Origin of the sequence: Photobacterium kasasachensis, from assembly GCF_050336885.1 — a bacterium.
Taxonomy (GTDB): domain Bacteria; phylum Pseudomonadota; class Gammaproteobacteria; order Enterobacterales; family Vibrionaceae; genus Photobacterium; species Photobacterium kasasachensis.
Map to the genome: position 1 here is coordinate 164,654 of NZ_JAKJSH010000004.1, position 20,661 is coordinate 185,314.

A 20,661-nucleotide genomic window follows, 5' to 3' on the forward strand; every position below is an offset into this window, starting at 1 on the left:
CTTTGAACCAGCTCAACAATTGAACAACTTTGACTGAAAGGAAATCATTCATTTCATGAAATACCCTATGCGAATACAGGGCGTTTGCTGAACGGTCTAACAATAGGAGAGAGACAGCATTGGCAAGTGCCAGAAATAGCGAGGAAAAGTAAAGAGATGGGAAGAATATAAAAGGCTGCTATACGCTTCATGCGCTACACCAACATAGCCATCCATACCTGTTTCTACTCTTAATACAGGTGCTGACTATATCAGTGTAACGGTGAAGAAATGTAAGGCAAACGCTTTTCGTTAGGCAATTTGACGCTGTGGTTCAGGGAGCAATTCCGCAGCAATACGCTTGAGCAAGAATGTCTCACGCTCAATCGACATCCCTTTTTTATCACTGTTGGCAATGGTCTCTTCATTATGAGCTATCGCATCAAAGATATTCAGCCAAACAGGTTTCATGCCGTTGTTAACTTCATAGTCTTCCAGCTGAGTATCACCCAACTCAGCATCTATTGTACAAACGAAGCAATACGACTCCATGTGCATTATGTCATGCTCTGGCTTGTACCATGGTCGGTACTCTTCATACATACCAAATGCCGAGATATTGCGAATATTGCGAGCCCCCGTCTCTTCCTCAAGCTCACGGATCAACCCCTGAATGGCATCCTCACCTTCATCGATACCACCGCCAGGCAACGTATAGTCATGATAACGCGCGGTGTAGAGCATAAGGATATTCTCACCATCGAGAATGATGCCTCGGGCCGCCTTGCGGTGGAAAATACGGCCTTCAAGCTTCTCAATTTCAGGATGAACGGTTGACTTCAATAATCGCATAGCTCTGTCTATCTACTTCTGTACAATAACAAGCCGTGCATTCTAGCCCAATACCTAACCCCAAGCTACTTATACCAATCTGCTTGTCACCAGTTAAAGACACGTTTAAAGAAGGTTTCGACATTCTTTATACAACTTCTTTTCAACGTACCGTTCGGATCCCATACCGGCAGCTTTGTCGAGCCGATGCAGCTCTGCTCCAATCGCCCCGTTTTCGCCTGGTGATAGGTAAAGTCGGACACCTGCGACGGAACTCGAAGCACCAGCGGCTCTGGATCACGCCGCTGAATATAATCGGCATAAAGACGAAGCGGCCCTGAAGAACCTGTCAGCTTGGCGCTTTTATTATCATCACGCCCCATCCAGATAGTAACCACTTCTCTGCCGTCTACCCCAACATACCAGCTGTCTCGGCCCTTATCTGAGGTACCGGTTTTCCCGGCCAGGCGTGATGAAGGCAAAATGGAGTTAAGGTAACGCCCAGTCCCAACTGTCACCACCTTCTGCATCCCGTACAAGGTCAGCCAGGACGCCTGCTCCGAGACAACCTGCTCCCCGGATGCGCGCTTTTGATACAACACATTACCGCTGGCATCAACAACTGCACTTAATGCGGTCAATTCGCTTTTTCGACCACCACTGGCAATGGTCTGATACATCTGGGTGACATCGACCGGCGTCAGGGTAAAGGCCCCCAGCAACATCGATGGCAGCTTAGGTATTTCATTGCGATCAACGCCCAACCTTTCCATGATATTGATGACTTCATCCAGGCCCACGGCCATTCCGAGATTCACTGTCGGAATATTGTATGACTTCGCCAGCGAAAGATATAAAGGCACCGATCCCCGGTATTGACGGTCATAGTTACGTGGTGACCACTTTTCACCATTCTGCCCTCTTAGCGTCAATGCACGATCGTCAAGATTGGTGGCAAGCGAAAAGCGCCCCGGCTGCTCGAGGGCTGCCAGATAAATAGCCGGTTTAACAACCGAGCCAATAGGACGCTTGGCATCAATAGCCCGGTTAAAGCCGTCGTAACCCGGACGACTTCCGCCAACCATAGCGCGGATTTCGCCGTTCATACGATCGGCAATAACCACCGCGGTTTCAAGCTCGTTGCCAGCACGCTTTTCCAACTGGGGAATCATGTGACGGACAGCCTGCTCAGCCTTGGCCTGAGAGTCCGGATCCAGAGTCGTAAATAACCGCAACCCCTGACCGGGCTGATAATCATCGACATACTTTTTCAGCTCACGCTGCAACTGACCAAAATAGGCTGGCTGTCGGTTGGCGATCTGTCCCTTCTCTTGCAAATCCAATGGTTTGTCAGCCGCCAGCTTGTAGTCCTCTTCTTCGAGAACACCATTTTCGACCATTAAGCGCAATACCAGATCCCTTCGACGTTTGGCACGCTCCGGGTATCGCCATGGATTATAGTAAGAAGGGCCTTTCACCAACCCGACGAGTAACGCCTGCTGATCAACGCGTAGTTCTGATAATGGCAAGCCAAAATAGAATCGCGAGCCAAGCGCAAAGCCATGAACGGCATCAGCCCCATTTTGAGCCAGGTAAACCTGATTCAGATAGGCATCAAGGATCTGATCTTTGCTGTATCGATAATCGATGATCAACGCCATATAGGCTTCTTTGAATTTACGCCACAAGCTACGCTCGCTGCTAAGAAACAAATTCTTGGCCAGCTGCTGAGTGAGCGTACTACCGCCCTGCACCGTTCGTCCTGCTTTCAGGTTGGCAACAAATGCCCGGGCAATCGCTGTGGGAGATACTCCGTCATGCTGGTAAAACTCCTTGTCTTCGGTTGCTATCAGCGCCTCAATCAAAGGCTGCGGCATTTCGTCTTTTGCCCGATAGATCCGTTGCTCGTCTGTCTTAGCCTCCAGCATACCAAGTAGCTTTGGCTCGACACTAAAAATCCCCAGCTCACGTCCGGATTCGATCTCTGAAATCCGTCTGACCTTCGAGTAATCAAATTCAACAACCACATGCCGCTGTGGCTGCTCCCCGTCTCTAAATTCAAACGGGCGCCTAATAAACTCTACCTTGAGTCGGCTGGTTGAATACTCACCGCTTTTCTTCGGGGTCGTAACTTTACGATACTTCAGCACTTCCAGCTCGTTGACCAAGTCTTCATACCGGATCACAGCTCCTGGCTGAAGAGTTAACTCTCGAGCGTAAACGACAGAGGGCAACTGCCATAGCTGCCCTTCGAACTTATCCGTTACCCTATGATTAAGGGTATTACCCATCCACACCATGCCTGCAGCAATCAACACCACGCCAACTAGACAGCCATGTTTGAGCCGCTTGCTTCTTGAAGATGCACGATGTGTAGACCTTTCTGAAGAGGGGGAAAAAGAAGAAGTGGTCGATTGTGCCTGTTGATTTGATTTCTTGGATGACAGGTGTTGTTCTGTCTCTTGTCGCGGTTGCTTGTCTGATGTTGCCATTACGTTCTGTACAGTCAATTACTGAGTAATTGGTTGTCCTAGGAGATAAATTCGGTGTCGACAATACACGAAGCTGATGGCAAGGATGTCATCCGACTGTCAAAGAAGCGTCTCCGAACCATCCCCAGCAGTTGAAATGATCTGGAGTTTCAGTGCAAAATCGCTCAGAATACGCGCCCTGTTTTAGCTTACTGCCGAGAAAGAAAATGGAACGCGATTACAAACTTGACTGCCTGCTGACAATGCCACGCCACGAGCTGGAAGAGTTCAGCGTAAGAGTAATTGGCCGTATGGTTCCTGAAGAGATGATGCAGGAGCTATTTACCTTCGACCAGGAAGAGATTGATAGCGAAGACCGCCTGAAGTCGGCACAGTTTGATGCCATGCTTCGAATGACCGCGATTGCCCTCGGTGAAGTCAAGATGGCTTTCTCCGAGTCTGACAACGCACAGCAAAATACCGAACGCATGATCCGCCTGATCTTGTGGCATTTCTACGCAATGTCCTTCAACCTTGAAGAAGCAGTTACCCTTGAACAGCACTGCGATCAGGTGGAGAAAATTCTAAGTAAAGCGCCTGAGGATGCCTTCGGCTGGGTCAAGGTACTTACCGAACTCCTGCACACATATGCCGAGCTGAGCGAAAAGTAAGCATTAAAGCCGCCGAACAGTGTCCTGCCCGGCGGCTTGAGTCTTAAACAGGCAGCAATCACGCTGTCAGCGAAGCTTGATGTTGACTGATTAACTCAGCCATTGCAGCCTCTGCACGCTGCTGTGCATGCTCAAGCGTATCTTCATGGCTCATCGCCTCAACCACTTCATAGTAGCATTTCAACTTCGGCTCTGTTCCTGACGGACGCACCACCACGCGCGAGTCATCGTCAAGGTAATAGATCAGCACATCACTGGACGGCAGATCGATCGGTTCAATCTTGCCATCGGTATAAATGGTCTGTGATTTTTTCAAATCATCCGTCTTCACAATGTGGCGACCAGAAATGGTCTCCGGCGGATTGGCTCTCAGGCTATCACCAATTGGCGGCGAACCCGGCTGCAGCGCAATACTCTTTTGGACATTAAGATACAGGCCATGTTCACGGTAGATAGCTTCCAGCTGATCCCAGACAGTCTTGCCATTCACAGCCAGTTCAGCCGTCAGCTGCGCAAAGGCAACCAGTGCTGACAACCCATCCTTATCCCATACCTCGCTACCAACGGTATAACCAAGAGCTTCCTCGTAGGCGAACAAGAATCGGCTCTCATCCGTCTGTTGCTGCATAGCGACATTCGTCAACCATTTGAAACCTGTCAGGGTCTTGTAGTAATTGGCTTCGACCGACTTGGCAACCTGCTTTAAGAGGCTTGAGGAAACGATTGTTGCACCTACCAGGTTTTGCCCCGGCTCGGCATGTGTCAGCAGATAATGCCCAAGCAGCACACCAACCTGATCGCCCGTCAGCATCTGGTATTCGCCCTCTTCTGTTCTGGCTGCAACCGCAAACCGGTCGGCATCAGGATCGTTGGCACACGCCAGGGTGGCATCATGCTTCTTAGCTTCGGCGATTACCATGTCCATCGCTCCCGGCTCTTCGGGGTTCGGGAAGTTCACGGTAGGAAAACGGCCGTCTGGCTCGCGCTGCTCGGCTACGCTGTAGACCTGGGTAAAGCCAGCATCAGCCAGTAATGCTTCGGCCATATTGGCACCAACGCCATGCATGGCGGTGTAGGCTAAACTGATCCCATCCGGCTGAGTATGGTTCGACAGCAACTTGCTTTTATTCACCGTCTGACGATACGTATCGTAGAATGACTCACTCAGCCAGAACAACAAACCTTGCTGTTTAGCCAGCTCTAAATCAAGCAAATCAATTTCTTGCTGGGTTGCGATATCAATTTGTTCGGCAATGCCCGAGTCATGAGGCGGAATAATCTGGGCACCGTTCCCCCAGTAAACCTTAAAACCGTTGTATTCAGGCGGATTATGGCTGGCCGTCACTACAACACCGGCAGCAGTTTCAAAGTGTTTCACTCCAAAAGCCACCATAGGTGTAGGTGCTTCATGGGTGGTCATATACACTTTTATCCCTTGGGCGGTCAGTGCCGAGGCAGTCTCATGGGCAAAGCGCTTTGAATCAGGGCGACCATCAAAGCCGATAATTACGCCACGCTCGGCCGCATCTTGCTCTGTTGCCAGCAGATATTTGCCAAGCCCCATCGCCGTTTCTTGAATCACCAGGCGGTTCATTCGGTTTGATCCGGCGCCGACAATCCCCCTTAGCCCGGCAGTACCAAATACCAACCGTCCGGAGAATCGATCTGCCAGCTCGGCTTCTGCGTTTGAGTCAATAAGCTGTTGTAGCTCATCACGTGTTTTAGGGTCAGGGTCTCGCGCTATCCAACGAGAAATTTCAGTCTTCATTATTGATGTTCCTACGACGCTGATTACATTCACAACCTACTACAAATGATATTCATTCGCATTAACTTATTCGTATATCCTATATCTGAAAGCACCAAACGCTCAAACTATCGCCTGTTTTAGCCTCACAGGTCATAATTCATGCTTGGTAAAAAGCGAAATCAATGAATGAAGTATAGAGGGAATAGCGTTCCCTACCATTTTGTCGCTGAGACAGGAACATTAACTGCTTACAAACCATTGGCTAACGCTAGGGCACTGGTAGACAGAACTGTTTTGTTATGCAGAAGGGGGGGAGTAACAAGAAAGGTAAAACGGGGTACCACTCGGCACCCCGAAAGGGTCTGTGCAGTTACCACATCAGATCATCAGGGATCTTGAAGTCTGCGTACGGATCATCCTCATCCATTTCCTGCTCATCGGCAGTATTGTTAACGATGATTGATTCTTCATCACGCTGGCTAATTTTGTCTGCCACCACACCCGGTACAATCGCATAAGTGTCAAGGTAGCGGGCAATTGCCAGTCGGCCGCTTACCAACTGGTCTTGAATTGACTTATCAACATAGATTTTCTTGACCAGGCTACCGTCAGTAAAGTTATAACCGATTTCGCCATCTTTACACTCAATCCTGTTCATCTCAATCAGCTGTTTCACCTGCGAGGCAATCGCCTTCTTGTCGGCTTCCGCCTGCTTCTTACGGTTTAGCTCCTGATCCTGAGCAAGCTGAGCAACTCGGTTGGCTTCAACGGCCGCTTTGGCTTCTTTCGCCTGAGTTCTCGATTTCTTGGATGATTTTCCGGCTTTTTTTAGTTTCTTCTTATCAACAAGACCTGCTTTCAGCATCTGCTCTTGTAACGTTAGCTTTGCCATTTTGACTCCGTCGCGGGCACAGTTTCATTAAACAGTGATAACAACCGGCGTTAACGATGAAAGCTTCGCCGATTACTTAAACTCATCGCTATATTATCACTGGGCAGGGAGAAACAGGTCAAGCCTAGGTGCCCTTAACAGACAACAAAACGACCTCGAAAGGCCGCTAAGTTGCCTTAATATCAGTCCCACTTCCAAAACCCTTTACCGATCCCTTTAATTTTGGACTCCGAAGGCAGGGTATACCAAGAGGTGTTCTCCGAACCTGAGCTAGAGACATACCCTAAAAATGAACTGTATGCTTCGCCTAGGTCGACATGCTCGAGGGGTGGTTCCCAATCTTCTGGAATAATCACCACAAACGGGTAGCCCTGTTCATTTTTAAAACCACCGACACCTTCTGCACTGTTTACCGAGTTCCCTAACCTCGAGGCGAACTCTGGCAAATGAATTTCATAGCCGGTATTAGTCACGTGCAAATAAGGATCATAGGGAGGGAGCGCAACATCCTCAAGGTTCAGTGGCGTATCAAAGTCAAACGAGACACTGAATTTCTGCCCCTGAATGAGTGAGACCTGAGCCTCTGTATTGGCAAACTCAAGGCCCGGTATCTGCATCAGGGACTTGGTTCCCTGAAGCAAGCGCTGATCAAAACTGCCGGACTGAGAAATCGACTTCGGATATCCACTCTCCTGCTCGCTCGAACCGGCTTTGAACAAGTTTACCGTACCACTTCCCGAGGCTTCATCAGGCAAACCAATATGCAGATACCAATCGTGAGTGAAACCTGAGCCACGGGCGATAATATAACCATATACTAGCAAGGAGCTGACTTTGTCATCTTCCATACCAAGGCCGACTCGATAACCGACAACCAGATCATTGAAGTCATAGTCGCTCTTCGCCGGATAATTGTCCTCATAGGCGGCAATATAATACTCAACAGCTGAAGGATAATAGACCCAAGAGTCAACCGGATTCAAAACCTGCCCCTGAGTGATGACCAATGGTGCCTCGCTTTGACCCGGTGCCAGCCCAGCCAAATACGTGGAGTCTTCCGAACTGACAAGTGCAAGGTCCTCAAAGCCTGCCGTGTAATCATAAAACGCCTCGGGATCACCCAAAGAGGTATTCGTCTCCAGCAAGGTGATATCTAGCGTTGCCGAAGTCGCACTATCAAGGGCCATGTTTACTGGCATAGTGATCAGCGCATCATACGAACTTCCGTTTAATTCACTGTTACTGCTGGGTGTGATCAATGACGAGCCTGTCTGGCCTATCAAGGTATAGTAAAGCTTTCGCTCGCTAGAGCCGACTTTAGCCAACATCGATTCGGTTGGTGTCGAAAAGCTGCTAAATGAAGAGCTATTACCGCCTACAACAACAGTGAGTACCGCAGATTCAATCGCCACACCTTGACTGGATGCTTTCTCCGAACCATTGGCAGCTTCATTGACATCAACAGCAAAAATTAATGAGCCGCCGTGCTCGGTTCTCATTGCCTCTAGATCTGCGGCGGAAAGATTATTCTTTTGCTGTTTGGCACGAAATAGATCGATACTCCCGCTTCCTTGCTTTATCGTATCTTTCAACTGAACAGATACTGTTGCTGCTTGCGCCTGTGGCACTGCCAACATTGCGGCCAACAAGAATCCCCTGAAATATCGGCTCATAGCTGTCTCTCCCTTGAAATGCTATCGTCGCCATCTAAGTCGCTAAACAAATCAAACTTTACGATCCCCTCACTGTTTGGCAGTGAAAGCGGGAGCGAAACAGGTTTCTGCTTATCTATCTGACCTAAAAAAAGAACATTGCCGGTAGATGAATAGACTTTAAGAAACACCCTATTTCCCGCTAGCGCGAATTGGCTAGGATCCAGCTCAAACGCACTGATCCGATATTGCTCAAACCGAGCATTAGGCGGTGCAATATTATCACTAAGACGGGTACTTTCTGTTGAGCCAGATATGGACGGTGAAGATTCCGAACCACAGCCAGCCAATATGATACCGAGAGTTGCCACAAGTGCTTTTTTCATTCCCTACCTCCAAATTCACAATCAGGAACAGGGAATCAGAACTCGTGCCAACCTATATTTTCAATAAAATCAAAAGTTTAAGATTAGTATTATATCAGGATTGCAATACACGATTGATTTTGCAATAAAAATAGCAACCTGGCAGATCTCTTAATTGAGATATTGCTTTTTTTATCAGATAGTAAGACATCAGTGTATTGGCAATAAAGACACCGATATTGGTTAAGTTTAAGCGGTACATATGTACCGCTTATTTGGGATAGGTTATCGCTGAAATGGATAAACGGCACCAAGCGAGAGGATTTGCGTTAGTTCGTCTAGTGCGGTACGGGATTCATCAAGTAGTTGCGGATCAGCGAGATCTGCTTCAACCAGGCTATCGCGGTAATGTGTCTCTACCCACAGGTTGAGGCGGTTGAACAAGGTCTCATTCATCAAGGTAGACGGATTCACTGCCTGTAGTTCTTGCTCGTTCAGCACGACACGCAAACGCAAGCATGCCGGACCGCCGCCGTTGGCCATACTTTGTTTCAAATCGAAAATCTGAACCCTGTCGATACCACGTTTTTGCGCCAGCATCTGCTCAATGTACGCCCAGACATTGGGGTTATTGCGACACTCTTCAGGGAGTACCAGCAGGGTTTCGCCTGATGGCAAGGCAAGTAACTGCGAATTAAACAGATAGCTGGTTACGGCATCATCTACTGACACGGCACTGGTCGGCACTTCAATGATATTAAAGTTGCCTGACATTTTCTGGGTAAGCTCATCATAAACCGCTTGCTGATTCAAAAAAGCCTGCTCATGACAGAACAGAATATCCTTGTTACCTACCGCAATCACATCGTTATGAAAGACGCCCTGATCAATCACTGCCGGATTTTGCTGGGCAATCACCACATCATCACCTTCAAGCTGGTGCAGTCGCGCTACCGCCTCGCAGGCCTCAAAAGTGTGCCGGGCCGGAAACTTCACCGGCGCTGGGTGACGGCTGTCAAAGGCATGGCGACCATATACGAAAAACTCAATACCCCGCTCGTTGTACTGATGACAAAAGCGAGTATGGTTCGCTGCACCTTCATCGCCAAAATGCTCGACGGCAGGCAAGGCAGAATGGTGGACAAAATGCTCTGGCGAGGAAAATGTTGCTTTCAGGATCCGGCCAGTCACCTCGTGTTCAATCGAACGGTGAAATTTGTTGGTTAAGTTGGCTGGCGTAAAATGAATCTTGCCATCTGCCGTATCCGCCGATGGCGATACCGTTGCGGCATTGGCCGTCCACATACTTGAAGCCGAACAACAGGCAGCTAGCACCTTCGGTGCCTGTTTCGCCGCCTGCTCAATCACCGCTTTATCACTACCGGTAAAACCAAGCTGACGCAGGGTCTTTACGTCCGGGCGTTCCTGCGGTGCCAGCACCCCTTGAATCATCCCCATATCAGACAGGGCTTTCATTTTTGCCAGCCCCTGTTTAGCGGCCTGCTTGGGGTTCGACGGCGCAGCCTGGTTTTTAGCCGAAGCGACATTACCAAACGACAACCCGCTGTAGTTATGGGTTGGCCCTACCAACCCATCGAAATTTGCTTCAAGTGCTTTCATAGACATTCCATGTTTGTGTACCATCTCTTAAAGATAACAAAGCATTTACAATCACAACAAGTGCGGTACAAATCGCTAGCCGTTATATAATCATTAGATATAAACACTAAAACTGAGCATGACTATTCAGTTCGCTTGATTCCACAGCTCCAGCGTCGATATCCAGGCCACGACTACAAGTACCAGCACTCAGGCGGTTTAATCCTATTTGCCACCTATTCTGGCCCTGTTAAGTCACAGTAAGCCAAACTCAAAGTACATAATTACTCAGGCCATAAACTGAAAAAGTCAGCCAATAAATAGCTGACTTTTTTTCATTCTGTGTGCCAGATCAGGCTTCTTGGCTATAAATCAGCCTTTTCTCGATAAAGAAAAGCTACATATCCCACTCAACAATATGCCCTTCGTCATAAACGCCATCGCTATAGGCCGGTGTAAAGTTAATGAAAATGTTGTTTTTAGCAATTGGAACCTGCTCGGCTATGGTATGAGCTATTAGCTCAAGCATCGAAGCTATCTGCTCTTCGGTGTTAAAGTTGGGCGCAATCAGATCAATGAGCAGAGGGTGTGTATTAATCGGCTGGTTGGCTGCAACTTTCCCGTGGTGGGCATAGTGTGATTGGGCAAGGTACTCCCAAGTCACCATGATATGCTGCTGCTCAATATTGGCTGCATCAGAAATTGCCTGGGACAGCGCACTAATAACCTGTGGCACAGGGACTTCATGATCAAACGGCAATGATTTGATTCTTACTAATGGCATAACCTACCCTCATCGAAACCGACATCCTCCCCCGAGACTCTCAGGTGAGACATTGATAAGTAACTAAGTTAAAAGCCTAGCGAAAGTCAGCGTTAAGACGCTATCTCAAAGTTGAGACAACCATAAAAAAATACTATTAGCCCCATAAAAAAACACCTGCTCGTTGCAGGTGTTTTTTCTATAGATATCTTCGCGCCTCTAGGCGGGAACTGCCGGCTTAATCACATTGCTTGTCTTCACAGCAGGGATTGATCACCCGCTCAGCACAGGTATAAGGCTCAATATGAATAATCACATCAACGACCTCATCGATTTGCTTGAGAATATGTGACTTGAAGTTCTCGCTAATCGTGTGGGCATGATCAACACTCATGGATGGGTCCACCAACAGGTGAAAATCCAGCAATATCGTACTTCCCGTACGACGGCTTCGAATTGCATGCACTTCACGGATATCGGGATCAGACTCAGCATAGCTCTGAATCTTATCTTCTATCTCACTATCGGCTTCAGCCTCAGTCAGTTCCAGCAAAGCAGGCCAAAGTATCTCAAAAGCTGCTTTCAAGATCATCGCAGTCACAATCAGTGCCGCCACCTGATCGAGATAATGCAGATCCGGGAAAAAGAGATTAGCAATTACAGCTACAGCAACCGGCAGCGAACTGAGCGCATCGGAGCGATGGTGCCATGCATTGGCGTGCAAGGCCCGGCTATTGATTCTTTTGGCCTGGATGAGCGTCCAGCGATACAGAACCTCTTTAACCAAGATGGAAGCCAATGCGGCAACAAATGCCAGCATTCCCGGCTTGGTGGTTGAATCATGGCCCAATGAGCTAATCGAATCCCAGCCTATTCCCAGGCCGACAAAAGCCAGCAACACACCAATAAAAATATTTGTCAGCGTTTCAAAGCGGCCATGTCCATACGGATGGCCCTTATCCGCCGGAGCCGTCCAGTAGCGGGAGCCAATAAGGATAGCCGTGTCGGTAACCAGATCCGAAAAACTATGGACGCCATCCGCCACCAGCGCCTGGCTACCTGTTATCTTACCCACTGTTATTTTCAATACGGCCAAACCGACGTTAGCGATCGAGCCAACCCATGTGGCCTTCTGAATAACTTTTACCGGGGTCTCTGACATGACTTTATCTCGTTATGGAACAGCCAATTATGATACCTGAATTCTGATCGAATCATGAACAATATTGGCAGCAGGCATCAAGACATTGGCTTTTGTACGCAACCCTGCCCTTATCAGCATTTTATTCTATCAATTACACTTAACTAACGGTAACCAGCACTACCTTCATCTAAGTCCTTCCAGCCGTTCGGCTAATCTGGTGATTTTCTTGTCTGATAGCGCTAATTCAATGAGTTTCAGCTATGTGTAAATCATTGGTCACTGCAATTACGGGTTTATATTTGATTGGTTGCACAACCACATCAACCTCCCCCGCTTTCGACGACGCTTCTGCCCGGCAATTTCGTCAACAGCATATGGAGTTATATCGGACGATGGATATGATGCCTCGTCCTCAGCCAATTATTATTTTAAGACCGAATAAAGCCTAAGAAATAGTCGAATAATTGACGATATTATATTCAGCGTCAAATTTTCCACTAATTAGTACTAATTCACTTTTATATTTCATTAGTGACAAATTATCTTCTAATATAAATGGCAACAAATTGCATACCTAAACCAATAAGCACTTAGTTTAATAGCGAGCAAGATTAATATCTAAAAGCGATTTTTTGATATTAATAAATATATTTAAATGATAGATCTTAATACTTAATAACAATTTATCTATATTGCTATTTGGTATATTTGTGTATTGTTTTATTAGTGATTCGTCACTGAAGGTAGGAAATGGGATATTTGTGCTTAGTCGTTTTCATTTAAAACACTACAAAGATCACATTACTTGAATAAAGCTACTGAATTCAAATTGAAAAATCCTGTCTTCCTCCCATAATAGACACATCAATACAAAGATATTGATATTGACAAAAAGGACTTTTATGAGACATATCGCCGATTTTATCGAGCAACTTGAAAGGGGCGATGACCCTTTCAATATCTGGGTATATTCCAGTAAAGGTCATTATAGTCAGTTTGGCAATCAAGGTAATAAGCAACATAAACCAAACCTCTACAAAGCACTGGATCAGCATCTTCAAATTGTTGTTGAAATGAATAATGATGCAAATGATGATGCATACTTGCTGCTTCCAGAGGTTCATGCGGTTGTTCCTGTCGCATTCCGAGAAGGCCAAGTATACTCACTGACAAGACCTACTGCTGCGTAAGCATCAGTTGCATAATATAAATATCGGTATCAACAATGATTAAGAAAAAAATCAGGCTAGGTTTATTTCTTCATTTCCGATAGTAATATTGAGCAGAATAAAAACAGACCCTCGGGTCTGTTTTTTTCTTTATTATCAGCTAGGAAAAATTGCTGTCCCAAATTAGTAAGTACCCAGTGCCGGTACACTTGAGATCTTCGACGTTGGCATTATTCTTCGGACACCGTCCTTGCAAGCCGCGTTGCCATCATCCCAACCTTCGTTAAACCGCGTATCGCTGTTATCTAGCGTAATGTCTTTCAGGTAATCCATGTCAGGCTGCCCTTTTAAATTCAATGCACTCTCGCAGCCTTGGTTATAACCGTAATGATAAATACTGTCATACTCGACATTACTTACATACTCATCAGGAAACAGCTGGTAGTTCTCAACCTCCGAACTGCTACACCCCATTACGCCAAGTGCCACTATTGCGATTACCGTCAGTTTATAGTTCATGGTGATTCTGGCTCCTTAAATCTGCCTAATGCAAAAGCAACCCCAAGATGCTGGTCTCACTCTGAATCTGCATATTGAAGTAGTTGGGTATAACATTAGTCTAGACAAAGACTTGAGCTCGTATTGAATCATTTAAGGTTATTGCTGTGACTGAACTGCAACTCGAACAATTCGAACACCAACTGAAAGACTATGTTGTACAACAAATGACCACAGATCCGGCCCATGATCTCAGCCATATTGAACGTGTTGTTGCGGCAGCAAAGTCATTCGCCATCGCTGAAAATGCCAAGCCGGAAGTGGTTATCCCGGCAGCCTGGCTTCATGATTGCGTATCTCTGCCCAAAAACCACCCAGAGCGCCACAACAGCTCTAAACTAGCCGGCATTGAAGCAATCCGAGTCTTGGCGGAGATAAACTATCCGGTTATCTTTTTTGATGAAATCAAACATGCCATTGAAGCCCATAGCTACAGCGCCAATATCGTCCCCCGAACAATAGAAGCAGCGATAGTCCAGGATGCCGACCGCATAGATGCCCTCGGTGCCATTGGCATCGCACGCTGTATCCAGGTTAGCAGCTCATTCAATGCCCGCCTTTACTCCGATGACGACCCGTTTTGCCAGCAGCGCGAGTACAACGACCGGGCATTCTGTGTCGACCATTTCTATAACAAGCTATTCAAGCTGGAAAATACAATGAACACGGAGGCAGGAAGAAGAGAAGCGCACAAACGAACGGCTTACATGAAAGGGTTTTTAGCCCAGCTTCAAGATGAAATCGAACAATAAAACGCCCCCTTTTCTAAACGCAAACAGGCCGCAAAAGCGGCCTGTCTGATATACCTTAGTTACCCGGACAGTACTAGCTGTTCAGCACAGCATTAAAGCGCTCAAACCCTTTTTCCAAGTCACGAATTAGATCGTCACAGTCTTCCAGGCCGATATGCAGGCGTAACATTGGTCCGGCAAAGTCTTTTTTCTTGGCGGTACGGATCGTGTTGATATTCTCATTGGCCAAAATCAGGCTTTCAAAACCGCCCCAGGAGTACCCCATGCTAAAGTGCTCCATCCCGTCCAGCAGTGCTGTTAGCGCCTCGGTATTTCCGCGGTTCAGCACCAGTGAAAAGAGGCCGTTACAACCTTTGAAGTCACGCTGGTAGAATTCGTGCCCTTCACAGCTTTCCAAGGCAGGGTGACGGACATGATCGACTTCTTCACGCTCTGCCAGCCATTTGGCAATTTTCAGGCTATTCTGCTCATGCTGTTTCAGGCGGACACCTAGCGTACGCAATCCGCGCATTGCAAGGTAGACATCATCAGGAGACGTACACTGGCCCATCAGGTAGCTATTCTCGCGCAACTGATCCCAGCAGCGTTCATTAGCCGTCGCCGTACCGAGCATGACATCAGAGTGGCCGACAATGTATTTCGTTGCGGCCTGAATCGAAATATCAACACCGTGCTCAAAAGGCTGGAAGTTAATGGGAGAGGCCCAGGTATTATCCAACATCACGACAAGATCATGCTCATGGGCAATGCGTGCCAAGGTTGGCACATCCTGTACTTCCATGGTGATTGAGCACGGAGACTCAAGAAATAGTACAGTGGTATTCGGGCGGATCAAATCCCGGATCCCCTCACCAATCATCGGATCATAATAGGTTGTCTCCACACCCATTTTATCCAGCATCTTATCGCAGAAATCTCGGGTTGGCTCATACACCCCATCAACCATCAGGATATGGTCGCCCGCTTTAACAAAGGACAGGATTGCATTTGATATTGCTGCAGTACCACATGGATACAGTGCACAACCTACTCCGCCCTCCAACTCAACCATGGCTTCTTGAAAAGCAAAGTGGGTATTGGTTCCACGGCGGCCGTAAAACAGTTCTTTATTGGCCCGGTTTGCCGTCGCATGCTTCATCTCTGCAACAGTGTCGAAAACAATGGTCGAAGCTCGGCTCACTGGCGGGTTAACCAAATGCTGGGTCCACTTCTTGGTGCGCCCAGCAGTCACAATTTTAGTATCTAACTCTTTCTTTCCCATGATCTACCCAAATTTCCTTTTCAAAAGCATTCTATACCCAAACTACCTCAAGATAGCCGTTTCAGCGAGAAATACTTGGGTATATGAAATTAACACAATTGATGAAGGCTTGGGTAGCCGTCGGTTTTCTTTACCTTGCCGCCGCATAACGGGGAACGACACCCATTTCACGCGTGTGATTCTGTGGGGAGTCTGCTTCAATAAACTCAACAGTGCGGGGATCAATCATTTCCAGATGAGCACGATAATTCAGGCACGCGCGCATAATCTCTACGTTGTTAGCAACTTTGGCCGACAATACCGTTAGCAAAATCGCTTTGTAGGCAAAGTGACGGTGAAGATCGATGGCAACATCCACTGAGCAAGGCTTACCGCCAGTGGGACGCAACACCTGTAGGGCCTGCTTTTTTGGATAAAGCTGGAAAACATTGTGGTTGATGTTTTTAGCTCGTTTGATCATATTGCGAATTTCACAGCGTGACACGGGGCTATAACAGCCATGGCACTCATCACCAGCTGCACTCTTCAGGTACTCATGATGCAGCGGTGAAACTTCACCATCCTGGCTTGGCAGGCTGAGGAAAATGATATCTTCATAATCATCACCCAAGGTCTGGAAAATACCCCGAGTCTGGGCGACAAAACCTTTGCCCAGCAGACAGTTGATGGCTTTGAGCCCGGACAGGTACTGGGCCAGTATAGATAGCATAACGGCCTGCATATTCTCGTGATTCTGTACTGCTGGTACCTGGTCTGCTTCAGGTGACAACAACTCATGCAATTGCGTTTCTACAAATTGAACAATCTGATGGTTTAGCTTCATTTCTGTATCATACATAATGTCGCCCTTGTCATTTATCAGTGTATTAAGTAGGACTCTTCATGCTCACTATTGATAAATGCAATATTAATACCGGTTAATATCTACCTTTATCACTGCCATTTTGAGGATATCTGTGACAGGAGCCTCACTTTGCAAACAAATATTAAAATTATTATCGACAAGTTATTCGCATTTTGCCTGCATAAAAATGAAAAAAAGACAAATTTATTCAAAGCGTCTCTACTTTAAAACACTTTAATGACCAGAAAAATAGACAAGGCCGCGAGCTGCGGCCTTGGTGTATCGTGAGCCATAAAGGCTATTATCAGGCCTGTTACGGCTCATCTGTCAGTGGTTTAGGCATGTAGTGCTCGGCACGCAAACCAAACAGTTCTGGCAGTGAGGTTCCGACCGAAATCGACGACCAGGTACCGGTAATAATTCCGATAAACAATGCGACTGCAAACCCTTCCAGCGGCCCGCCGCCCAGCAACCACAGGGCACCGACAGTCATCAAGGTGGTACCGGATGTCACGAGGGTACGCGAGAATGTCGCGGCAATCGCTTCGTTGTTAATCGCCTGTATCGGCTTGTCCGGTTTTGCGATAAGCAACTCACGGATCCGGTCTGCGATAATGATCGAGTCATTGAGTGAATAGCCTAAGATTGCCATAACGGCAGCAAGGACAGTCAGGTTGAACTCCATCTGTGTCGCGGCAAAAAAGCCAAGCACGAAAATCACATCATGGGCCAGCGCAAACAGCGAGCCCGAGGCCAGTCGCCATTCAAAGCGGTAGCTGAGATAGCCCAGGATACATAACACCGCCACCAACAGCGCCAGCCCTCCTTGCTCAGCCAGTTCCTGACCCACTTGCGGACCAACAATACTGGTATTTAATACACTGATCTCTGTCGCCAACGGGGCAAGGAGCAGATCGATGGATGGCACTTGTTCAGTATTTTCCGGAACGGCGTAGCGCAGCACCCAGCGCCCCTGCTCGCCGGCAGACACCACACTCACTTCCTGGTTCAGGCCGGCTTGCAGCAATGGTTCAATTTCACTGCTGGTGATTACCGGATCAAGCTGGATCTCGCTAACAACACCACCGGTAAAATCCAATCCCCAGTTTAATCCCCGGCTTGCAACCATAAATATCGAAATAACCATCAGCAGAACAGACACGATGCTGGTGAAGTGTCGCCACTTGGTTGCATTTTTTATCATATGACTCATCACTTAAACCCTCACTTCGCGGCTAGCATCACGTCCCCACACCAAATTGATAATGGCGCGTGAAGCAAAAATTCCAGTAAACATACTAGTCAACAGTCCTAGCCCCAGTGTCAGGGCGAACCCCTGAATCGGACCGTTTCCGATGGCATACAACACGACGGCTGTGATCATCGTGGTAAAGTTGGCATCAAATATCGTGCTAAATGCGCTACTAAAGCCACGATCTATCGCCTGGGCAAAACTGCGCCCTTCCTTCAGCTTATCCTTGATCCGCTCAAAAATAAGCACGTTGGTATCAACAGCCATACCGACAGTCAGCACCAAGCCCGCAATACCAGGCAATGTCAGTACTGCCCCCGGGATCAACGCCATCAATCCAAACAGCATCACCATGTTTGCCACCAGAGCGACGTTAGCCACCCAGCCAAGTCGACGGTACCAAACCGCCATAAACAGCAGGGTCATACCAAGCCCCAGAGCAAGTGCCGCAAAGCCGTTTTCGATGTTTTCCGCCCCCAGTGTCGGACCAATAGTCCGCTCTTCGACAATCGTCACCGGGGCTGTCAGCGAGCCGGCTCGCAACAACAAGGCCAGTTCCTGGGCATCCTGAATAGACCCCGCCCCAGTGATCCGGAAGCGATTTCCGAGCTGACTCTGAATGGTCGCCACACTGATAATGCTGCTGGTTTGTTTGGCATTCCCCTCGCTATCACGACTGTATTCACTGAATGCCGTTGCCATCGGCTTGCCGATGTTGTCGCGTGAAAAATCAGACATCATTTTCCCACCGGCATGGTCAAGAGTAATGTTCACCTCTGCCGTCCCCATCTCGCCAAAGCTGGCACGGGCATCGACAATATGATCTCCTCCCAGCACCGGTTTGCGTGCAACTCTCACCGGCCTACCGTCTTTATCCTTCATTTCCATGGTGCTACCGGTTCCCGGTTCTTTGACCGCATAGAAAGCCAGGCTAGCCGTTGCCCCAATGACACTTTTAGCTGCTGCGGGATCCTGTACGCCAGGCAGTTCAATTCGAATGCGGTTCTCTCCCTGTCGTTGCACCAAGGCTTCAGTTATACCGAGCTCTTCGATACGGCTTCGCATGGTTTGCAGGTTTTGCTGAACCGTGAGGTTTCGCAGTGCGGTTTTCTCATCGTCTTTCAGAACCAGCTTTACGCCCGCTCCGCTGGCATTGGTGAGCTGCCAGTGCGGATAGCTTTGGCGAATAAACTGGCGTACCGCACTATTTGCTTTGGCATCTGGCAGGCGGACTATCAACGTATCCATGCCTGAAGCCTCGACGCGTGCGCCTCGGATCCCGTCCTGACGAAATTGCTGACGAAGCTCCTCACTTAGCTGTTCACCCTGGGCCTTGAAGACTTGATCAACATCTACATCCAGTAAAAACTGGACGCCACCACGTAAGTCCAATCCCAGTTTAATCGGGGCAAATCCCATACTCTGCAGCCACTTCGGGGCTGCAGGTTCCAATGCCAATGTCAGAACTGACTTGTCGTTGGCCTTATCATTGATCAGATCAGCCAGCACAGTTCTTGCCGCAGTCTGCTGACTGTCATTGTCTAGAACAACAGTAGTTTTGCCATCTTGCTGTTCAATACGTTTGACGGCTATTCCTTCATTAGTAAGCTGTTGCTGAAGTACCAGAGCCGACGGGAGCTTCGAATTCGACGCGGCAATCTGCACGGCAGCATCCTCCCCATACCAGGTTGGAATTGCGCTGAGCAGCATGATCATAACGGTAACGACCAGCACCACGTATTTCCAAGCCGGATAGTGGTTAAGCAGCCGCTGTTGATTGGTTTTTCTCATTAGTAATGCACCATCTTTTTCACCAGCGATAGAACTGGTGAAATAACAATCTGTCCTGAGCACACGACAATAGATTGCGGCAAGGCATAAGCTCGCAGCAATTTACGTGACGTAAACTCAGTAGGAACCAGTCATTCCTGGCATCAAACGGCCTTGGCCGGCAGTGCCGAACGCTGGTTTTGGATCAGACAAGTCAGGTTTCTTGCTATAGCCAGCAAGACCCATCAGCAACTTGCGCTGATCAAGATTTCTCAAGTGCGGAGAAAAGGAGGTTGGTAGAGGGTGTAGGTGAGATTAGTCTCTTTCCAGCCCGATATTCGGCATGAGGGCGGATTTGTATTCAACATCCAATTAAGGCTGTCACTGAAGTTGACGCAATAACCCACAACCAGAGAAGGTGCCGGTTCGACCGGTAATTCTATCGCCAGTTGATAAAGAGGCTGCACTTCTTCCGGATCATGGTGTGCCAAACTGGCCATACGTGAAGAGTTGATTAATGCCGGGTCATAGTCGCGATGTTCAGTGGAGTGTTGTTTATGAGGCAGCGAACTGCCCTGCTGGGACTTGGACTCAGACTTAGAACTGTGGTGCTGGGAAAAATCCCACACAAGCGTACCTTGTTCTGTCGCCGCCTGACTGCTGTCGGTATGAGCACTGGCATCGTTCAAATCAAGCCTGGAAGATTCGGTAACATGCTGGCTGACACTGGCAGGCAACGCCAAGCGGATAGCCGCTTGATCGGTTTCGGCATGAGCAAACGAAGCAACGCCCAGACAGAACACCAACATTATTGCTCGAAATAAACTCGCCAGCATATATTCAACATCATAAATAAGAACCGAAACATCATAGGGTGCCAACCGTAATTGCACAAGGGATTATTTGCCCTTGATCACACTTTCTATTTCTGGCCACCG

At 48.0% G+C, this 20,661-nt stretch carries 18 protein-coding genes; 3 read left to right on the top strand and 15 right to left on the bottom strand.

Annotation, left to right across the window (positions count from 1 at the left end; translation table 11 throughout):
* Positions 1-291: 291 nt before the first annotated feature.
* Together L4D19_RS00775 and mrcB are read right to left on the bottom strand one after the other, a co-directional pair.
* Positions 292-831 carry an NUDIX hydrolase gene (locus tag L4D19_RS00775; RefSeq protein WP_075767689.1) on the bottom strand — a complete coding sequence of 180 codons (540 nt, stop codon included), beginning with the start codon at positions 829-831 and terminating at the stop codon, positions 292-294.
* An 86-nt stretch (positions 832-917) separates the two neighbouring features.
* On the bottom strand, positions 918-3,302 hold the full coding sequence (mrcB, locus tag L4D19_RS00780; protein ID WP_428450719.1) for a penicillin-binding protein 1B: 2,385 nt from the start codon (positions 3,300-3,302) through the stop codon (positions 918-920).
* A 206-nt stretch (positions 3,303-3,508) separates the two neighbouring features.
* Here mrcB and L4D19_RS00785 point away from each other — a divergent pair, with 206 nt between their 5' ends.
* Positions 3,509-3,952: an exoribonuclease R gene (locus L4D19_RS00785; RefSeq protein ID WP_428450720.1), complete on the top strand. Its 444-nt coding sequence runs from the start codon at positions 3,509-3,511 to the stop codon at positions 3,950-3,952.
* Between the two features lie 58 nt (positions 3,953-4,010).
* Here L4D19_RS00785 and L4D19_RS00790 read toward each other — a convergent pair whose 3' ends face one another.
* The 7 genes from L4D19_RS00790 to L4D19_RS00820 all read right to left on the bottom strand — a co-directional run bounded on the left by L4D19_RS00790 (position 4,011) and on the right by L4D19_RS00820 (position 12,135).
* Positions 4,011-5,720, bottom strand: a complete 1,710-nt coding sequence (locus tag L4D19_RS00790; protein WP_428450721.1) for a phospho-sugar mutase — start codon at positions 5,718-5,720, stop codon at positions 4,011-4,013.
* A gap of 352 nt (positions 5,721-6,072) precedes the next feature.
* The gene (locus L4D19_RS00795) at positions 6,073-6,594 is read right to left on the bottom strand and encodes a DUF2058 domain-containing protein (protein ID WP_428450722.1); all 522 of its coding nucleotides are present in this window, start codon (positions 6,592-6,594) and stop codon (positions 6,073-6,075) included.
* 182 nt (positions 6,595-6,776) lie between these two features.
* Positions 6,777-8,267, bottom strand: coding sequence for an LruC domain-containing protein (locus L4D19_RS00800; RefSeq protein ID WP_428450723.1), 1,491 nt, complete (start codon positions 8,265-8,267; stop codon positions 6,777-6,779).
* Positions 8,264-8,632 carry a hypothetical protein gene (locus L4D19_RS00805; RefSeq protein WP_428450724.1) on the bottom strand — a complete coding sequence of 123 codons (369 nt, stop codon included), beginning with the start codon at positions 8,630-8,632 and terminating at the stop codon, positions 8,264-8,266. Before L4D19_RS00805 ends, L4D19_RS00800 begins: the two co-directional genes overlap by 4 nt.
* A gap of 264 nt (positions 8,633-8,896) precedes the next feature.
* Positions 8,897-10,231 carry an N-succinylarginine dihydrolase gene (gene astB, locus L4D19_RS00810; protein WP_428450725.1) on the bottom strand — a complete coding sequence of 445 codons (1,335 nt, stop codon included), beginning with the start codon at positions 10,229-10,231 and terminating at the stop codon, positions 8,897-8,899.
* 376 nt (positions 10,232-10,607) lie between these two features.
* Complete coding sequence (locus tag L4D19_RS00815; RefSeq protein WP_428450726.1) at positions 10,608-10,994, bottom strand: hypothetical protein; 387 nt, start codon at positions 10,992-10,994, stop codon at positions 10,608-10,610.
* A gap of 217 nt (positions 10,995-11,211) precedes the next feature.
* On the bottom strand, positions 11,212-12,135 hold the full coding sequence (locus L4D19_RS00820) for a cation diffusion facilitator family transporter (RefSeq protein ID WP_428450727.1): 924 nt from the start codon (positions 12,133-12,135) through the stop codon (positions 11,212-11,214).
* 884 nt (positions 12,136-13,019) lie between these two features.
* On the opposite strand from L4D19_RS00820, the gene L4D19_RS00825 reads away from it, so the two are divergent.
* Positions 13,020-13,307 carry a hypothetical protein gene (locus tag L4D19_RS00825; RefSeq protein ID WP_428450728.1) on the top strand — a complete coding sequence of 96 codons (288 nt, stop codon included), beginning with the start codon at positions 13,020-13,022 and terminating at the stop codon, positions 13,305-13,307.
* A gap of 162 nt (positions 13,308-13,469) precedes the next feature.
* On the opposite strand, the gene L4D19_RS00830 is transcribed toward L4D19_RS00825, so the two are convergent.
* On the bottom strand, positions 13,470-13,805 hold the full coding sequence (locus tag L4D19_RS00830) for a hypothetical protein (protein ID WP_428450729.1): 336 nt from the start codon (positions 13,803-13,805) through the stop codon (positions 13,470-13,472).
* A gap of 206 nt (positions 13,806-14,011) precedes the next feature.
* Here L4D19_RS00830 and L4D19_RS00835 point away from each other — a divergent pair, with 206 nt between their 5' ends.
* Positions 14,012-14,596: an HD domain-containing protein gene (locus tag L4D19_RS00835; protein ID WP_428451389.1), complete on the top strand. Its 585-nt coding sequence runs from the start codon at positions 14,012-14,014 to the stop codon at positions 14,594-14,596.
* Between the two features lie 73 nt (positions 14,597-14,669).
* Here L4D19_RS00835 and L4D19_RS00840 read toward each other — a convergent pair whose 3' ends face one another.
* The 5 genes from L4D19_RS00840 to L4D19_RS00860 all read right to left on the bottom strand — a co-directional run bounded on the left by L4D19_RS00840 (position 14,670) and on the right by L4D19_RS00860 (position 20,532).
* Positions 14,670-15,857: a cystathionine beta-lyase gene (locus tag L4D19_RS00840; RefSeq protein WP_428450730.1), complete on the bottom strand. Its 1,188-nt coding sequence runs from the start codon at positions 15,855-15,857 to the stop codon at positions 14,670-14,672.
* A gap of 130 nt (positions 15,858-15,987) precedes the next feature.
* Positions 15,988-16,695, bottom strand: a complete 708-nt coding sequence (locus L4D19_RS00845; protein ID WP_428450731.1) for a hypothetical protein — start codon at positions 16,693-16,695, stop codon at positions 15,988-15,990.
* Between the two features lie 319 nt (positions 16,696-17,014).
* On the bottom strand, positions 17,015-17,905 hold the full coding sequence (gene secF / locus L4D19_RS00850; RefSeq protein ID WP_428451390.1) for a protein translocase subunit SecF: 891 nt from the start codon (positions 17,903-17,905) through the stop codon (positions 17,015-17,017).
* 12 nt (positions 17,906-17,917) lie between these two features.
* Entirely contained in the window at positions 17,918-19,744 is a 1,827-nt protein-coding gene (secD, locus tag L4D19_RS00855) for a protein translocase subunit SecD (protein ID WP_428450732.1), read from the bottom strand.
* 251 nt (positions 19,745-19,995) lie between these two features.
* The gene (locus L4D19_RS00860; protein WP_428450733.1) at positions 19,996-20,532 is read right to left on the bottom strand and encodes a hypothetical protein; all 537 of its coding nucleotides are present in this window, start codon (positions 20,530-20,532) and stop codon (positions 19,996-19,998) included.
* Positions 20,533-20,661: the final 129 nt, after the last annotated feature.

Excerpts from the sequence above, each read along its gene's own strand:
- L4D19_RS00775 (WP_075767689.1), bottom strand. The coding sequence starts at position 831 with ATGCGATTATTGAAGTCAACCGTTCATCCTGAAATTGAGAAGCTTGAA.
- mrcB (WP_428450719.1), bottom strand. The coding sequence starts at position 3,302 with ATGGCAACATCAGACAAGCAACCGCGACAAGAGACAGAACAACACCTG.
- L4D19_RS00785 (WP_428450720.1), top strand. The coding sequence starts at position 3,509 with ATGGAACGCGATTACAAACTTGACTGCCTGCTGACAATGCCACGCCAC.
- L4D19_RS00790 (WP_428450721.1), bottom strand. The coding sequence starts at position 5,720 with ATGAAGACTGAAATTTCTCGTTGGATAGCGCGAGACCCTGACCCTAAA.
- L4D19_RS00795 (WP_428450722.1), bottom strand. The coding sequence starts at position 6,594 with ATGGCAAAGCTAACGTTACAAGAGCAGATGCTGAAAGCAGGTCTTGTT.
- L4D19_RS00800 (WP_428450723.1), bottom strand. The coding sequence starts at position 8,267 with ATGAGCCGATATTTCAGGGGATTCTTGTTGGCCGCAATGTTGGCAGTG.
- L4D19_RS00805 (WP_428450724.1), bottom strand. The coding sequence starts at position 8,632 with ATGAAAAAAGCACTTGTGGCAACTCTCGGTATCATATTGGCTGGCTGT.
- astB (WP_428450725.1), bottom strand. The coding sequence starts at position 10,231 with ATGAAAGCACTTGAAGCAAATTTCGATGGGTTGGTAGGGCCAACCCAT.
- L4D19_RS00815 (WP_428450726.1), bottom strand. The coding sequence starts at position 10,994 with ATGCCATTAGTAAGAATCAAATCATTGCCGTTTGATCATGAAGTCCCT.
- L4D19_RS00820 (WP_428450727.1), bottom strand. The coding sequence starts at position 12,135 with ATGTCAGAGACCCCGGTAAAAGTTATTCAGAAGGCCACATGGGTTGGC.
- L4D19_RS00825 (WP_428450728.1), top strand. The coding sequence starts at position 13,020 with ATGAGACATATCGCCGATTTTATCGAGCAACTTGAAAGGGGCGATGAC.
- L4D19_RS00830 (WP_428450729.1), bottom strand. The coding sequence starts at position 13,805 with ATGAACTATAAACTGACGGTAATCGCAATAGTGGCACTTGGCGTAATG.
- L4D19_RS00835 (WP_428451389.1), top strand. The coding sequence starts at position 14,012 with ATGACCACAGATCCGGCCCATGATCTCAGCCATATTGAACGTGTTGTT.
- L4D19_RS00840 (WP_428450730.1), bottom strand. The coding sequence starts at position 15,857 with ATGGGAAAGAAAGAGTTAGATACTAAAATTGTGACTGCTGGGCGCACC.
- L4D19_RS00845 (WP_428450731.1), bottom strand. The coding sequence starts at position 16,695 with ATGTATGATACAGAAATGAAGCTAAACCATCAGATTGTTCAATTTGTA.
- secF (WP_428451390.1), bottom strand. The coding sequence starts at position 17,905 with ATGATAAAAAATGCAACCAAGTGGCGACACTTCACCAGCATCGTGTCT.
- secD (WP_428450732.1), bottom strand. The coding sequence starts at position 19,744 with ATGAGAAAAACCAATCAACAGCGGCTGCTTAACCACTATCCGGCTTGG.
- L4D19_RS00860 (WP_428450733.1), bottom strand. The coding sequence starts at position 20,532 with ATGTTGGTGTTCTGTCTGGGCGTTGCTTCGTTTGCTCATGCCGAAACC.